Genomic DNA, 14453 nt, shown 5'->3' on the forward strand with positions numbered 1-14453 from the left:
TTTTAAACAATTAAATAAATGGTTGTTTCATAGGTGAAACACCATGGTTTCCGCTATTGCACATTTTTAATGATCGTCTTGAAAAGAAGTCAATAGCGGCATGTGAAATTTAAATCGGCATTTTTATTTATAATGGATCACCGCTTTAAATATCATCATTTCATCTGAATGCAGTTTTTCGTGATCAATTGCACACTTAGCTAATTTAAAAGCCTTTCATTAACAACTTCGTCACATTAACGCTTGACGAAACATTCACCGCTTTTATATTGACCGTATTAAATAAGAAACAGAGTTTCATATATGAAACAAAAGCCTGGAGGATTGCGATGAGCTGGATAGGCGTATGTGACGCGGAGCAAGTACAGGAAGATTTCCCATATAGCGGCAATATCGACGGTAAGGAAATCGGTATTTATCTGATTGATGGCGAATATTACGCGCTGGAAGACGTTTGCCCTCATGCCTATGCGCTCCTGAGCCAGGGCTTTGTCGAAGATGGCAAGGTGGAATGCCCGCTGCATGAGGCGGTATTCGACGTCAAAACCGGCCAGTGCCTGCATGGCCCCGGCGGCCGCAACCTTAATCGTTACCCGGTGCGGGTATACGACAATCAGATCCAGATTACTTTTATCGAGGAGAACGTGGCATGAGCGAATCCCTGGACTTCAACCCGGCGCTACCGGAAAGCCGCCAGTTTACGCCACCGGCGGAAGGTGGAAACGGCAATATCCATAAGCCTGGCGACTATCACAATCTGATTTGGCAAACCCGCAGCCGGGTGCCGGAAAACTGGGAGCTTCAGCTTATCGCGACCCTGGAAACGCTGTTCGAACAGGGCGCGGAAAGCCTCGGTGAGCTGGTGAACGGTCTCAATGGCGTCAGGATGCATGACCAGCAGGGCGAACCGTGGAGTGAAAGCAGCTTCCAGGCATTTTTACAGGTCAACGGCTACTGAGGACACAGTAATGACGACAACGGTACAAAACTATCTTGATAAAGGGTTGCGCGGCCTGTGGTATCCGGTGCTGGCGAGCTGGGAGGTGCAGTCTGCGCCGGTGGGCATTACCCGTCTCGGTGAGCAGATCGTGGTCTGGCGGAATAAAGACGGTCAGGTGCAGGCGCTGGAAGACCGCTGCCCGCATCGCGGCGCGCGTCTGTCAATGGGCTGGAACTTAGGCGATCGTATCGCCTGCTGGTATCACGGCGTGGAAGTCGCCGGTAACGGCGAAGTCAAAGACGTCCCGGCGGTTGACCGCTGCCCGCTGGTCGGCCAGCAGTGCGTGCGCAGCTACAGCGTGAAGGAAGCGCATGGGGCAATCTTCCTGTGGTTCGGCGTCACCGCCGACCAGCAGCCTGATGAACTGAGCTTCCCGGAGGAACTGGCCGACCACGAAACATACAGTAACTTCCTGTGCACCGCGGCGTGGAAATGCAACTACCAGTACGCGCTGGAAAACGTGATGGACCCGATGCACGGTACCTATCTGCACTCGTCATCGCACTCGATGGCGGAGGGCGATCGCAAAGCCGATATGGTGCTGCAGCCGACGAAAACCGGCTTTATCTTCGAGAAAAAAGGGCAGAGCGGCGTCAACTTTGACTGGGTTGAACTGGGCAACAGCGGCGCCTACTGGATGCGCCTGTCTATTCCGTACAAAAAGCGTTTCGGGCCGGGTGGCCACTTCTGGATCGTCGGCATGGTGGTTCCGGAAGATAACGACAACTGCCGCGTCTTCTTCTGGCGCATCCGCGGCGTTCAAGGCTGGCAGCGCGATCTGTGGCGCTTTATGTACCGCAACCGTCTGGAAAAACTGCACTGGGAAGTACTGGAACAGGATCGCGTGGTGCTGGAGAGCCTGGCGCCGAACGCCCGCGATCATGAATATCTCTATCAACATGACGTCGGTTTGTCCCGCCTGCGCCGCATGATGCAGAAAGCGGCGAAAGAGCAGTTAGCGCTTCGCGAAGCGCAGCAGGGTGCCGCCTGATGAACGGCCTGCTGAACGGTAAACGCATTGTCGTCACCGGCGCGGCGCGCGGCCTGGGTTACCACTTTGCCGAAGCCTGCGCCGCGCAGGGCGCGACGGTGGTGATGTGCGACATCCTGCAGGGGGAGCTGGCGGAAAGCGCTCATCGCCTGCAGCAGAAGGGCTATCAGGTCGAATCCCACGCCATCGATCTTGCCAGTCAAACGTCGATCGAGCAGGTCTTTAGCGCCATCGGCGCGCAGGGGCCGATTGATGGCTTAGTCAATAACGCAGCGATGGCGACCGGCGTCGGCGGTAAAAACATGATCGATTACGATCCGGATCTGTGGGATCGGGTGATGACGGTCAACGTCAAAGGCACCTGGCTGGTGACCCGCGAGGCGGTACCGCTGTTGCGGGAAGGAGCGGCGATCGTTAACGTCGCTTCGGACACCGCGCTGTGGGGCGCGCCGCGGCTGATGGCCTATGTCGCCAGCAAGGGCGCGGTAATTGCGATGACCCGCTCCATGGCCCGCGAGCTGGGTGAAAAGCGGATCCGTATCAACGCCATTGCGCCGGGGCTGACTCGCGTCGAGGCCACGGAATATGTTCCCGCCGAGCGTCATCAGCTGTATGAGAACGGCCGCGCGCTCAGCGGCGCGCAGCAGCCGGAAGATGTCACCGGCAGCGTGGTCTGGCTACTGAGCGATCTTTCGCGCTTTATCACCGGTCAGCTGATCCCGGTCAACGGCGGTTTTGTTTTTAACTAACAAGTGAGGCGGTATGGCGAACGATCAGGAAGTGAAGTACCTGGTACCGGGGCTTGAGCGCGGTTTACAACTGCTGCTGGCGTTTGGCGAGCAGCATCGCGATCTGACCTTTGCCGAGCTGCATCGGCTGGTGGATATGCCGAAAGCGACCGCCTATCGCGTGGTGCAGACGCTGGAATATATGGGCTTTCTCGAGCGTAACGCCCGCACCAATACCTTTTCGCTGGGCATGAACGTACTGCGTCTGGGCTTTGAATATATCGCTTCACTGGATGTCGCCCAGGTGGGTCAGCCGGTCATCGAGCAACTGCGCGATATCAGCCAGTGCAGCAGCCATCTGGCGATCCGCGATGGCCGCGACATCATTTACATCGCCCGCGTCAGTGCCGCCGGTTCGCGTATCAACCAGGTCAGCGTCGGAACGCGGCTACCGGTGCACTGCACCTCGCTTGGCCGCATGCTGCTGACCGATGTTTCCCGCAGCGAGTTTGAGCAATTGTTCCCGGATGAACGTCTGCCGGGCAATACGCCGGGCCAGCTATACGACCGCGAAGCGCTGTGGCAGATGGTGCAGCAGGATAAAGCCCGCGGCTATGTGATTGGCGAATCGTTCTATCGCCACGGTATCTCATCGATTGTCTATCCAGTCTTTGACCGCAGCGGCCGGGTGGCGGCGGTCGTTAGCATTCTGGTGCCGTCGGACGAGATCCCGCAAAGCGATCGCGAGCGGTTACAGAACGAAGTCAGTATGGCGGCGGACAAAATTTCCGGTTTCCTCGGATATTTGTCACAGGCAAGTTAAATCAACAACTTAACGGCAGGCGCTTGATTGCGTCGGGCATGTTTTACGCCCAATTCGGGCGACTGAACGGTAAAGAGGCGACGAAGAATGAGTATTACCGGAATTGAAAAGCTGGAATTTGGCGTAGACGACCTGAACCACAGCGCGAAATTCATGCGCGATTTTGGCCTGACCGGCGACGCCAGCGGCCGCGCATTTACCACCCTCAGCGGCGCGCGGGTCGAACTTAACCCGACCGATAGCGCCGACCTGCCGCCAGCCTTTGAGGCGGGCAACACCCTGCGTCGCATGACCTGGGGCGTGGCGGATCGGGCGGCGCTGGATGCGCTGCGCCCGAAGCTGGAACGTCAGCCCGCTTTCCGTGAAATCGACGGCGCGCTGGAGTGCCGCGACCCTAACGGTATGACGCTGCGGGTGCAGGTAAGCCAGCAAACGGCGGTGGAACTGAACGTCGAGCCGATCAACCAGTGGGGCGATGTACGTCGCATCGACACCCCGAGCCCGGTGTACGACCGCGCGCAGCCGATTAACGTCGGCCACGTGGTGTTCTTCGTGGAAGAACTGGCGGCGGTGGAAAGTTTCTATCGCGAAGTGCTCGGCTTCCAGGTGTCAGACCGCTATATCAATCGCGCGGTGTTCCTGCGCTGCGGCGTGCGCGGCGGCCACCATAACCTCTTCTTATTGCAGTTGCCCAACCGCAAACGTGGACTTAACCACGTCGCATTTACCGTACGTGATATTCACGAAGTGATCGGCGGCGGCATTGCGATGAATAAAAACGCCTGGAGCACGTTTATCGGCCCCGGCCGCCATCCGGTCTCCTCGGCCTACTTCTGGTATGTCAACAGCCCGACCGGCGGCGCTTTTGAGTACTACACCAACGATGACTATCTGACGGAAAACTGGCAGCCGCGCGAGCTGGAGCATTCACTCGTGTCCTTTACCGAATGGGCGGTGGAAGGCGGTATCGATCACGATACCCGTCGCCAGCAGAAAAAACCGGAGGCGGTATGACGGCGCGGATAGTCATTATCGGCGGCGGTCAGGCTGGCGGCTGGGCGGCGAAAACGCTGCGTGATGAAGGGTTTAGCGGCGAGATTTGCGTGGTTGCCGAAGAGCAATGGGATTTTTACGAGCGCCCGCCGCTGTCGAAAGCGGCATTGCTGGAGGCCGAACCGGCGCTGCCGCGATTATTCAGCGCCGAGGCGCAACAGGCGCTGGATCTGCGCTGGTACCGCCCGCTGCGCGCGGAATCGATCGACCGGCAAAATAAAACCCTGGCGCTGAGCAACGGCGAAACGCTGGCGTACGACCAACTGCTGATCGCCACCGGCGGCCGCGCGCGCCTGCCGTCCGAGGCCTGGGCGCAGCATCCGCAGGTCTATACCCTGCGCCACTGGCAGGACGCGCAGCGTCTGAAGCAGCGGCTGGCATCGGCAACGCGGCTGGCGATCGTCGGCGGCGGCTGGATTGGCCTCGAAATCGCCGCCTCGGCGCGCAAAAGCGGCGTAGCCGTGACCCTTTATGAACAGCAGCCGGCGCTGTGCATGCGCTCGGTCAGTATGGAGGTCTCGCAGGCGCTGGATGAGTTGCATCGCCGGCAGGGCGTTGATATTCGCCGCGGCTGCGGCGCGCTGGAGCTGGAAGATGATAACGGCCTGCCGACGCTGCACTGCGACGGCCAGCGGGAAACCTTCGATGCGGTGGTGGTGGGGATCGGCGTCGATCTCAATCTGGAACTGGCGCGCGATGCCGGGCTCGCTGTCGAGCGCGGGATTGTCGTCGATGCCCAGGGACGCAGCAGCGATCCGGCGATTTTCGCCGCCGGCGATGTCGCTCAGCATCATCAGTATGGCCTGTGCATTCAGTCGTGGGCCTTTGCGCAAAATCAGGCCATCGCGACGGCGAAAGCGATGCTCGATCCGCAGGCCAGCGGCTACGACGAGGCGCCATGGCTGTGGTCGGATCAATACGATCGCAATATCCAGATCCTGGGGATCCCGCAGGCGGGCAGCCGTACCATCGTGCGTGACGAGCCGCAGGGCGCGCTCTATTTCTCGCTCAATGCCGATGGACGTTTAACGCAGCTGGTGGCCTTCAATAATGCACGTACCGTGAAGCTGGCGAAGCGCTGGATGGCGGCGGGGAGGGATCTCTCTGACGTCCCGCTCGCTGACCCGACTTTCTCGCTGATGTCATTGCGATAATTAACGCGAACCCTTAAGGGGGAGAAATGACCACATTAGAGACTAACGCCGCGCCTGCTGAGGCGCGCGGCGAGGGCGTCCGCACGCCTGAAAAGGCGGTGCGTTGGGCCATTCCGCTGTCGCTGCTGGCCTGCGTACTGCTGGCGTTTTTCGACAAAATCAGTATCGCCGCGCTGTTTTCCGATAGCCACTTCCAGCAGGCGATGGGGATCGATTTCGATACCACCCGACTGGGTATTTTGATGAGCGCCTTTCTGCTGAGCTACGGCTTCTCGTCAGTGTTATTAAGCGGTCTTGGCGACCGGATTGCGCCGCTGCGCTTGCTAACTGGAATGATGGTGGTGTGGTGCATCCTGATGGTGATCATGGGCTTCACCCACAACTACGCGCTGATGGTGACGCTGCGCATCCTGTTGGGCATCGCCGAAGGGCCGCTGTTCCCGCTGGCGTTCGCCGTGGTGCGCCACACCTTCCCGCAGCGGCTGCAGGCTCGCGCCACCATGCTGTGGCTGCTCGGCACGCCGGTTGGCGCGGCGCTAGGTTTCCCGCTGTCAATTTGGCTACTCAATACCTTCGGCTGGCAGAGCACCTTTTTCGTGATGGCGATGCTGACGGTGCCGGTGCTGATTTTTGTGCGTATCGGGCTGCGCGGCGTGCAGCTGGAGGCGAAAGTCGGCAGCGATAAAACGTCGCAGGAAGCGCGCCGCAGCGCGCGGCGCGAGCTCTTCGTTAGCCCGCATTTCTGGATGATCTGCATCTTCAATATCGCCTTTCTCGCCTATCTGTGGGGGATCAACGGCTGGCTGCCGGGCTACCTGATTAAAGGCAAAGGCATTCATCTGGAACACGCCGGCTGGCTGTCGTCGATGCCGTTTATCGCCATGCTGCTGGGCGAAATTATCGGCGCCTGGCTGTCCGACCGCGTCGATAAGCGCGCCGCCGCCTGCTTTATTTCCCTGGCGGGCGCCGGAATCGGTTTGGCGGCGGTGATGCATTTTAGCGCGCCATTACCGGTGATTGCGGCGATGAGCTTTAGCACCTTTATGTGGGGCACCGGCGCGCCAAACATTTTCGCGCTGCTGGCTAAAGCGACCCATCCACGGGTCAGCGCCACGGCGGGCGGGATTTTCAACGGGCTGGGAAACTTTGCCGGGGCCTTATCGCCGGCGGTGATGGGCGCGCTTATCGCCTTCACCCATAGCATGGATTCCGGGCTGATTTTTCTGGCGGTGATGGCGGCGGTGGGCTGCGCCCTGTTACTGCCGCTGCTGAGACGTTACTGAGGATAAAACGATGACTGATTCAACCGTAACTGCAAAACAGAGTCTGAAACCTGAACATTTGACGATGGAAGAGTGGGTGGAGTCGCGTATCGCGCGCTTCGAAGGCCGTAAATACGACTGGAATGCGCTGAAATTCCAGGCCGATTTCGACCCGAAATATCGCCGCGCGCAGATGCGCTACATCGGCACCGGCGCCACCGGCGTCGCCAGCGATACCAACACCGTTCCGGCAGAGCACTTCACCTTCTCCACCATGGTGTTGCCGTCCAAATGTGAAGGCCCGCTGCACCTGCATGATGACGTAGAAGAGGTGTTCTTCATGCTCAAAGGGCAGATCACCCTGATGATTCAGGACGGCGACAACTATACCGAAACCGTACTGCGCGAACGCGATCTGATCTCGGTACCGCCCGGAATCTACCGCGGTTTGTTCAACCACGGCGAAGAAGAGGCGCTGATGTGCGTGATGCTCGGCACCCATAAGCCACATATTCCGACCTACCCGGAAGATCATCCGCTGGCAAAAGTAAAACGTAACTAAGGGGCGATGATGACGGGTTTTCGTGAACAAGGAAGCGGCATTCCGCTGACGCTGCTGCACGGCATCAGTTCCGGCGCGTCCTCCTGGCATAAACAGATGGCGTTGCCCGGCTACCGCGTGCTGGCCTGGGATATGCCCGGTTATGGCGAGAGCCCGATGCTGTCGGCAACGCCGGCGGATGCCGGTGATTACGCCGACGCGCTGGCGCGAATGCTGGACCGCGCTGGAGTAGAGCAAACCATACTGGTCGGCCATTCGCTGGGTGCGCTGGTGGCGGCCGCCTTCGCCGCGAAATACCCGCAGCGGGTGCTTTATCTGGTACTCGCCGACGTCGCGCAGGGCTACGGTCAGGCGGAAGCCGCGCAGCGGGAAAAAGTCTGGCAGGGACGTCAACAGCAGATGGCGCTGGGCGGCGAGGCGATGGCGCAGGGGCGGGCGGCAAAACTGCTGCGCCCCGGCGCGCGCGAAGCCGATGTGGCGACGGTGGCGGCAGGCATGCGCAGGCTGCGTAGCGAAGGCTACCTCGCCGCTGCCTGGATGCTGGCGCATGACGACATCCACCGCTGGCTCGCCGACTATCGCGGCCGTCTCACGGTGTGGTGTGGCGAGCAGGATGCCATTACCCAACCGGAGCTGGTGCAGGGAGTGGCGCTGCGTTACGGCGCCCCTTACATCGCCATCCCGCAGGCTGGACATGCCAGCTATCTCGATAACGAAACCTTTTTTAATCAACAGCTTTTACGCATAGGGGAAGAGGTGCGCGATGAATGCACAAATTGAAGGACGCGTCGCGGTAGTCACCGGCGGCTCGTCAGGGATCGGCTTTGAAACGCTGCGCCTGCTGCTGGGCGAAGGGGCGAAGGTCGCCTTTTGCGGCCGCAACCCGGATCGGCTGGCCAGCGCCCATGCGGCGTTGCAAAACGAATATCCAGAAGGCGAGGTGTTCTCCTGGCGCTGCGACGTACTGAACGAAGCGGAAGTTCAGGCCTTCGCTGACGCGGTCGCCGCGCGTTTCGGCGGCGCCGACATGCTGATTAATAACGCCGGGCAGGGCTATGTCGCCCACTTCGCCGATACGCCGCGCGAGGCCTGGCTGCACGAAGCCGAACTGAAACTGTTCGGCGTGATTAACCCGGTAAAGGCCTTCCAGCCGCAGCTTGAACAGTCGGATATCGCCTCAATTACCTGTGTGAACTCGCTGCTGGCTCTGCAGCCGGAAGAGCACATGATTGCCACCTCTGCTGCCCGTGCCGCGCTGCTCAATATGACGCTGACCCTGTCGAAAGAGCTGGTGGAGAAAGGCATCCGCGTGAATTCCATCCTGCTGGGAATGGTCGAATCCGGGCAGTGGCAGCGCCGTTTCGAAAACCGCAGCGATAGGAGCCAGAGCTGGCCGCAGTGGACCGCCGAAATCGCCCGCAAGCGTGGGATCCCGATGGCGCGCCTCGGCAAACCGCAGGAACCGGCACAGGCGCTGCTATTCCTCGCTTCGCCGCTGGCCTCCTTTACCACCGGCGCGGCGCTGGACGTTTCCGGCGGTTTCTGCCGCCATCTGTAAGGAAAGATGATGAAAAAGGTCATGTTAATCGGCTATGGCGCGATGGCGCAGGCGGTGATTGAACGCCTGCCGCCGCAGGTGACGTTGGGTTGGATCGTCGCCCGCGAATCGCATCATGCGGCGATCCGCCAGCAGTTCGGCCACGCGGTGACGCCGCTTACCGATCCGCTGCAGTGCGAAGAGACACCGGACCTGGTGCTGGAATGCGCCAGCCAGCAGGCGGTCGCGCAGTACGGCGAAGCGGTGCTGGCGCGCGGCTGGCATCTGGCGGTGATCTCAACCGGCGCGCTGGCGGACAGCGAACTGGAACAGCGTTTACGCCAGGCGGGCGGCAGGCTGACGCTGCTGGCTGGCGCAGTCGCCGGGATTGACGGCCTGGCGGCGGCGAAAGAGGGCGGTCTTGAACGAGTGACCTATCAGTCGCGTAAAAGCCCGGCCAGCTGGCGCGGCAGCTATGCCGAACAGCTTATCGACCTCAGCGCGATCAATGAAGCGCAAATTTTCTTTGAAGGCAGCGCCCGCGAGGCGGCGCGACTATTCCCGGCAAATGCCAACGTGGCGGCAACCATCGCGCTGGGCGGTATCGGCCTTGACGCGACTCGGGTGCAATTGATGGTCGATCCGGCGACGCAACGCAACACCCATACGCTACACGCCGAAGGACTGTTCGGCGAGTTTCACCTGGAGCTGAGCGGCCTGCCGCTCGCCAGCAATCCGAAAACATCGACCCTCGCGGCACTGAGCGCGGTACGCGCCTGCCGTGAACTGGCATAACGCAGAGAGGCTGAGATGGACGAATTAGACATTTTTATCGGCGGCCAGTGGCGTCGCGGCGGCGGCAATTTAATGCACAGCCTGTTTCCGGCAGAGGGCGCTATTAACGCGGCGCTGCATGCGGCAAGCCTCGATGATTTGCAGGAGGCGATCGACTGCGCCGACCGCGCCTGGCGGGAGCCAACGTGGCGGGCGATGCTGCCGCATCAGCGGGCGAAGATCCTGCATAAGGTTGCCGATCTGATTGAAGCACAGGTTGATGAGCTCACCCAAAAACAGAGCCGCGATAACGGTAAACCGCTGGCGGAAGCGCGAGGGCTGGTGATGAGCGCCGCCGGTACCGCACGCTATTTTGCCGCCGCCTGCGAGTTGCTGGAGGGCGAGCTGCCGACGCCGCGGCAGGCGGATCTATTGACCCTGAGCCGCTATGAGCCGTTGGGCGTGGTGGCGGCGATCACGCCGTGGAACTCGCCGATCGCCAGTGAAATGCAGAAGGTGGCCCCGGCGATCGCCGCCGGGAACGCGGTGATCCTCAAACCGGCGGAAGCCACGCCGCTCATGGCGCTGGAGCTGGCGAAGATCTTCGAGCAGGCCGGTTTACCCGCTGGACTGCTGAGCGTGCTGCCGGGTAAAGGATCGATTATCGGCGATGCGCTGGCCCGCCATCCTAAGGTACGCAAAATTTCCTTTACCGGCGGCACCAGCACCGGGCGTCACCTGGCGCACGTAGCGGCGGAAAAGCTGATCCCGGCGTCGCTAGAGCTGGGCGGTAAATCGCCGACCATCGTGCTGGAAGATGCCGATATCGAACAGGCGGCGCGGGGCATCTGCTACGGCATTTTCAGCTCCGGCGGCCAGGCCTGTATTGCCGGCTCGCGGCTGTTTGTCCATGAAAAAGTGTATCCGCAATTAATGGCCCGCCTGCTGGAGTTAACCCAAGGGCTGCGGGTTGGTCATCCGTTCAGCGCTGGCACCCACGTCGGGCCGCTGATCAACGATAAACATCGCCAGAGCGTGCTGGAGTACGTCGAGCTGGCGAAACGCGAAGGCGGCAGCGTGCTATGCGGCGGCGAGATCCCGGCGGATCCGGCGCTGGCGGCGGGGAGCTATTTCCTGCCGACCATCATTGAAGGGCTGAACAATCAGGCCCGCGTTTGTCAGGAAGAGATCTTCGGGCCGGTGCTGGTGGCGATGCGTTTTCGCGATGAAGCGGCGCTGATCCGCGAGGCCAATGATTCGGTCTTCGGTCTGGCGGCGGGGATCTGGACGCGCGATACCGGCCGCGCGCTGCGTCTGAGCGAACAACTGGAAGCCGGTACGGTGTGGATCAACACCTACAAAGTTTTCTCCATTTCGACCCCGTTCGGGGGCTTTAAAGAGAGCGGTCTGGGCCGCGAAAAAGGGATCCAGGGGCTGAAAGCCTGGATGCAACAAAAGAGCATTTATCTGGCGACGGGTAATAGCGTCAACCACTGGTGCGACTGAGAAAGGGTGAGCAATGAGCGAAATGATAACCGTCGGCGATGCCATCGCCAGAACGCTGGAGCAGTATCACGTTGAAGCCATTTATGGCGTCATTTCTATCCATAACCTGCCGATCGCCGACGCCGTCGGCCAGCGGGACAAAATCCGCTTTGTTCCGGCGCGCGGCGAAGCGGGCTCGGTGACCATGGCCGACGCCCATGGCCGTTTTTCCGGGCTCGGCGTGGCGCTGACCAGCACCGGCGCGGGCGCGGGTAATGCGGTCGGCGCGCTGGTTGAGGCGATGAACGCCGGTACGCCGCTGCTGCACCTGACCGGACAGGTCGAAAAAGCCTGGCTGGACGCCGATACCGGTTTTATTCATGAAACCCGCGATCAGTTGACCTTCCTGAAAGCCAGTTCGAAGCGCGCTTACCGCATTAGCAACGCCAACCAGGCGGTGGCAATACTGCATAAGGCGATTCAGGAGGCGCAGACGCCGCCGTGCGGCCCGGTCTCGGTGGAGATCCCAATCGACATTCAGAGCGCCAAAATTCCGCTTTCGCTGCTGACCGCGCCGTTGAAACGCGCTCCGGCGATTGAGCCGGAGGCGTCGATGGTCGATGCGCTGTGGGCGCAGCTTAAGCAGGCGAAGCAGCCGCTGCTGTGGCTTGGCGGCGGCGCGTTAGAGAGCGTTGAGGCGGTGAAGACGCTGGCGGATGCCGGAGTGACGGTGATTTCCAGTACCCACGGCCGCGGCATTCTGGCGGATAGCCATCGCGCCAGCCTGCGCGCGTTTCATAATTCTCCCTCGGTTGAAGCGCTGATTTCACAATGTGATTTCACACTTGTGGCCGGTTCCCGGCTGCGCAGCAACGAAACGCGTTCCTGGACGCTGGAGCTGCCCGCGCCGCGGGTGCAGATTGATATCGACCCGGCGGCGGCCAGCCGTAACTACCTGATGGACAACACGCTGGTGGCGGACTGCCGGGCGCTATTAGCGGCGCTGGCAGCGCGGGTACAGGGCCGGATGTGGGGCGATGCGCGTTGGGATAGCCAGCTTAAAGCGGCGGTAGAGGCGGCGGAGCAGGGGCTGCGCGACCAGTGCGGCGCTTACGCTAAATTGAATGACGCGATTGCGCAGGCGCTGCCCGATGACGGCATTCTGGTGCGCGATATTACCGTTTCCGGCAGCCTGTGGGGCAGCCGTCTGTTCCGCGCTCACGGTCCGCTGATGAATATCCATTCTCTGGCCGGAGCCATCGGTATGGGGCTACCGATGGCGGTGGGCACCGCGATTGCCAATCCGCAACGGAAAGTGGTCGGCCTGGTCGGCGACGGCGGCCTGAGCCTCAACCTTGGCGAGCTGGCGACCCTGGCGCAGGAGAAGGCCAACGTGATGCTATTGATTATGAACGATGGCGGCTACGGCGTGATGCGCGGTATTCAGGATAAATACTTTGGCGGCCGCCAGTATTACAACGAGCTGCACACGCCGGACTTTACCCTGCTGGCGCAGGCGATTGGTCTGCAGGCGTGGAGCGTGGAAAGCGCTGAGGATTTCCAGGCGGTGATGACCGAAGCGCTGGCGATGCCTGGGCCATCGGTGGTGGAAGTGAAAATGGGCCAGATTGGCGCGCTGCGCTTTGCCGGCCCGCCGCAGAAAACGCTGTATTAATGATAACCCAGTGACCCCAACCCTCTCCCTTCCGGGGAGAGGGTACCGCACGGCACAGGGGGTTAATCAAGGCGCCGGACGGTTGCTCCTGCGCGCCGGGAGAGGGCCGGCCCGCAGGAGAGGGTTCATTACACGGTTAAAACACGTTAAACGGATATTCGACGTAGAACCGCACTTCATTACCGCTGACGTTATAGTCGCTGGCGTTGCTGGAAACGCGCAGCACCGAATAGCGGAGTCTCAATTTCAAATCTTTCGCCATGCCGTTTTGCACCTGGTACTGCACCTGGTTGAACCATTCGTGTTCTTTACCGTTGCTGGTCTCGGCGGTTTTAATGTTATCGCCGCGAACGTAGGCGGTAGTCCAGCTCAAGCCCGGTACGCCCAGTCCGGCAAAATCCAGGCCATAGGAGGCCTGCCAGGAACGCTCATCCTCGCCGTTAAAATCTGACCAGTAGGAGTTAGCCAGCCAGATGGTGTTACCGCCATCGCCGACGCCGCCCTGATTCTGATACCCGCCGTAGTGGTAGCCGGTGCTGCCGCTGCTTTGCTGGTACGCGACTTTAAAGGTATGAATATCCCAGATATAGCTGGCGGCCAGGCTCCAGATGCTGTTGCTGCGCCCGGTGTCATTGGCGTCGGCATATTCTTGATCTAAGCGCGAGTTATAGCCGTTGAAGTCAACAATCAGCTGCTGGTCGGCGGCGAACGGCTGCTTGTAGTTCAGGCCGAGATACTGCTTATTCAGCACGTCCTCGACGTGAGAAGCGTATAGCGCGCCGCTGAGCTGGTCGTTGAATTGATAGCTGGCGCCGCCAAAGGTCAGGCTCTTCAGGCCGCTGTTGTGGCTGTCGTCGCTTTTGCGCTGCTGATCGGTGAGATAACCGGCGTTAATTTCCAGACCGTCGATTTCTCTTGAGGTCAGCATGGTACCGGTATAGCTCTCGTACAGCAGCCGCGAGTCATCGGCGTAGACGATAGGCAGCATCGGGCGCTGGCTGCCGTAGCTGAGTACGGTATTCGAGAAGCGCATTTTGGCGGTAGCGCCGAATTTGGCTAAATCGGACTTCGCGCGGCCATCATCATCCTGGGCGAAAAAGTCGATACCGCCCGCGCCGCTGCGGCCGCGACCGCCGTCGAGGCGCACGGCGTACTGCGCAATGCCGTCAACGCCGAAGCCGACCGGTCCCTGGGTGAAGCCGGATTCGAAGGTAGCGATAATACCCTGACCCCATTCGGCTTTATCCGGCAATCCATCGCGATAATCGCGTTTGATATAAGCGTTACGTAAAAAGAGATCCAGGTGGCTGTCTTCAATAAAGCCCTGACTGGTAGATTGTTGGCTGGCGAAAGCCGGCGCGGCGGCAATAATGCCAAGTGCGATTAATGGTAATTCTTTTTTCACTGAG

15 protein-coding genes are annotated in these 14453 nt (G+C 60.4%); 14 read left to right on the forward strand and 1 reads right to left on the reverse strand.

From position 1 onward, the window contains the following. The first annotated feature begins 329 nt into the window (after positions 1 to 329). The 14 genes from ABLV66_RS03960 to ABLV66_RS04025 all read left to right on the forward strand — a co-directional run bounded on the left by ABLV66_RS03960 (position 330) and on the right by ABLV66_RS04025 (position 13044). On the forward strand, positions 330 to 653 hold the full coding sequence (locus ABLV66_RS03960; RefSeq protein WP_004151769.1) for a Rieske (2Fe-2S) protein: 324 nt from the start codon (positions 330 to 332) through the stop codon (positions 651 to 653). Continuing rightward, positions 650 to 958 (forward strand): recombinase-like helix-turn-helix domain-containing protein, encoded by a 309-nt coding sequence (locus tag ABLV66_RS03965; RefSeq protein ID WP_004144765.1) that lies wholly within the window; start codon positions 650 to 652, stop codon positions 956 to 958. Before ABLV66_RS03960 ends, ABLV66_RS03965 begins: the two co-directional genes overlap by 4 nt. A gap of 10 nt (positions 959 to 968) precedes the next feature. After that, on the forward strand, positions 969 to 1991 hold the full coding sequence (locus ABLV66_RS03970; protein WP_047078915.1) for a Rieske 2Fe-2S domain-containing protein: 1023 nt from the start codon (positions 969 to 971) through the stop codon (positions 1989 to 1991). After that, positions 1991 to 2740 carry an SDR family oxidoreductase gene (locus ABLV66_RS03975; RefSeq protein WP_047044069.1) on the forward strand — a complete coding sequence of 250 codons (750 nt, stop codon included), beginning with the start codon at positions 1991 to 1993 and terminating at the stop codon, positions 2738 to 2740. Before ABLV66_RS03970 ends, ABLV66_RS03975 begins: the two co-directional genes overlap by 1 nt. Positions 2741 to 2753: 13 nt before the next feature. Next, positions 2754 to 3542, forward strand: coding sequence for an IclR family transcriptional regulator (locus ABLV66_RS03980; protein WP_045392053.1), 789 nt, complete (start codon positions 2754 to 2756; stop codon positions 3540 to 3542). An 87-nt stretch (positions 3543 to 3629) separates the two neighbouring features. Next, on the forward strand, positions 3630 to 4556 hold the full coding sequence (locus tag ABLV66_RS03985; RefSeq protein ID WP_045379551.1) for a VOC family protein: 927 nt from the start codon (positions 3630 to 3632) through the stop codon (positions 4554 to 4556). After that, positions 4553 to 5749: an NAD(P)/FAD-dependent oxidoreductase gene (locus ABLV66_RS03990; protein WP_289575920.1), complete on the forward strand. Its 1197-nt coding sequence runs from the start codon at positions 4553 to 4555 to the stop codon at positions 5747 to 5749. The genes ABLV66_RS03985 and ABLV66_RS03990 overlap by 4 nt, the downstream gene beginning before the upstream one ends. Before the next feature lie 26 nt (positions 5750 to 5775). Next, positions 5776 to 7032 carry an MFS transporter gene (locus ABLV66_RS03995; protein ID WP_047078918.1) on the forward strand — a complete coding sequence of 419 codons (1257 nt, stop codon included), beginning with the start codon at positions 5776 to 5778 and terminating at the stop codon, positions 7030 to 7032. A 10-nt stretch (positions 7033 to 7042) separates the two neighbouring features. Then, complete coding sequence (locus ABLV66_RS04000; protein WP_045392044.1) at positions 7043 to 7573, forward strand: cupin domain-containing protein; 531 nt, start codon at positions 7043 to 7045, stop codon at positions 7571 to 7573. 9 nt (positions 7574 to 7582) lie between these two features. Further along, a complete protein-coding gene (locus ABLV66_RS04005; RefSeq protein WP_122542288.1) occupies positions 7583 to 8353 on the forward strand; it encodes an alpha/beta fold hydrolase in 771 nt (256 codons plus the stop codon). Beyond that, positions 8337 to 9131 carry an SDR family oxidoreductase gene (locus ABLV66_RS04010; RefSeq protein ID WP_348877263.1) on the forward strand — a complete coding sequence of 265 codons (795 nt, stop codon included), beginning with the start codon at positions 8337 to 8339 and terminating at the stop codon, positions 9129 to 9131. The genes ABLV66_RS04005 and ABLV66_RS04010 overlap by 17 nt, the downstream gene beginning before the upstream one ends. A 9-nt stretch (positions 9132 to 9140) precedes the next feature. Next, positions 9141 to 9905 carry an aspartate dehydrogenase gene (locus ABLV66_RS04015; protein ID WP_063415655.1) on the forward strand — a complete coding sequence of 255 codons (765 nt, stop codon included), beginning with the start codon at positions 9141 to 9143 and terminating at the stop codon, positions 9903 to 9905. Between the two features lie 15 nt (positions 9906 to 9920). Then, positions 9921 to 11390, forward strand: a complete 1470-nt coding sequence (locus ABLV66_RS04020) for an aldehyde dehydrogenase (RefSeq protein WP_348877264.1) — start codon at positions 9921 to 9923, stop codon at positions 11388 to 11390. A 13-nt stretch (positions 11391 to 11403) separates the two neighbouring features. Next, positions 11404 to 13044 carry a thiamine pyrophosphate-binding protein gene (locus ABLV66_RS04025; RefSeq protein ID WP_348877266.1) on the forward strand — a complete coding sequence of 547 codons (1641 nt, stop codon included), beginning with the start codon at positions 11404 to 11406 and terminating at the stop codon, positions 13042 to 13044. Between the two features lie 136 nt (positions 13045 to 13180). Here the strand turns inward: ABLV66_RS04025 and ABLV66_RS04030 are convergent, their stop codons facing one another. Further along, a complete protein-coding gene (locus tag ABLV66_RS04030; protein WP_015958965.1) occupies positions 13181 to 14449 on the reverse strand; it encodes an OprD family outer membrane porin in 1269 nt (422 codons plus the stop codon). Between the last annotated feature and the right edge of the window lie 4 nt (positions 14450 to 14453).

The sequence above is a fragment of the Klebsiella sp. CN_Kp073 genome (assembly GCF_040065495.2).
Lineage (GTDB): Bacteria > Pseudomonadota > Gammaproteobacteria > Enterobacterales > Enterobacteriaceae > Klebsiella > Klebsiella aerogenes.

Excerpts from the sequence above, each read along its gene's own strand:
- ABLV66_RS04025 (WP_348877266.1), top strand. The coding sequence starts at position 11,404 with ATGAGCGAAATGATAACCGTCGGCGATGCCATCGCCAGAACGCTGGAG.
- ABLV66_RS03995 (WP_047078918.1), top strand. The coding sequence starts at position 5,776 with ATGACCACATTAGAGACTAACGCCGCGCCTGCTGAGGCGCGCGGCGAG.
- ABLV66_RS03975 (WP_047044069.1), top strand. The coding sequence starts at position 1,991 with ATGAACGGCCTGCTGAACGGTAAACGCATTGTCGTCACCGGCGCGGCG.
- ABLV66_RS03960 (WP_004151769.1), top strand. The coding sequence starts at position 330 with ATGAGCTGGATAGGCGTATGTGACGCGGAGCAAGTACAGGAAGATTTC.
- ABLV66_RS04020 (WP_348877264.1), top strand. The coding sequence starts at position 9,921 with ATGGACGAATTAGACATTTTTATCGGCGGCCAGTGGCGTCGCGGCGGC.
- ABLV66_RS04000 (WP_045392044.1), top strand. The coding sequence starts at position 7,043 with ATGACTGATTCAACCGTAACTGCAAAACAGAGTCTGAAACCTGAACAT.
- ABLV66_RS03970 (WP_047078915.1), top strand. The coding sequence starts at position 969 with ATGACGACAACGGTACAAAACTATCTTGATAAAGGGTTGCGCGGCCTG.
- ABLV66_RS03990 (WP_289575920.1), top strand. The coding sequence starts at position 4,553 with ATGACGGCGCGGATAGTCATTATCGGCGGCGGTCAGGCTGGCGGCTGG.
- ABLV66_RS03985 (WP_045379551.1), top strand. The coding sequence starts at position 3,630 with ATGAGTATTACCGGAATTGAAAAGCTGGAATTTGGCGTAGACGACCTG.
- ABLV66_RS03965 (WP_004144765.1), top strand. The coding sequence starts at position 650 with ATGAGCGAATCCCTGGACTTCAACCCGGCGCTACCGGAAAGCCGCCAG.
- ABLV66_RS04015 (WP_063415655.1), top strand. The coding sequence starts at position 9,141 with ATGAAAAAGGTCATGTTAATCGGCTATGGCGCGATGGCGCAGGCGGTG.
- ABLV66_RS04010 (WP_348877263.1), top strand. The coding sequence starts at position 8,337 with ATGAATGCACAAATTGAAGGACGCGTCGCGGTAGTCACCGGCGGCTCG.
- ABLV66_RS04005 (WP_122542288.1), top strand. The coding sequence starts at position 7,583 with ATGACGGGTTTTCGTGAACAAGGAAGCGGCATTCCGCTGACGCTGCTG.
- ABLV66_RS03980 (WP_045392053.1), top strand. The coding sequence starts at position 2,754 with ATGGCGAACGATCAGGAAGTGAAGTACCTGGTACCGGGGCTTGAGCGC.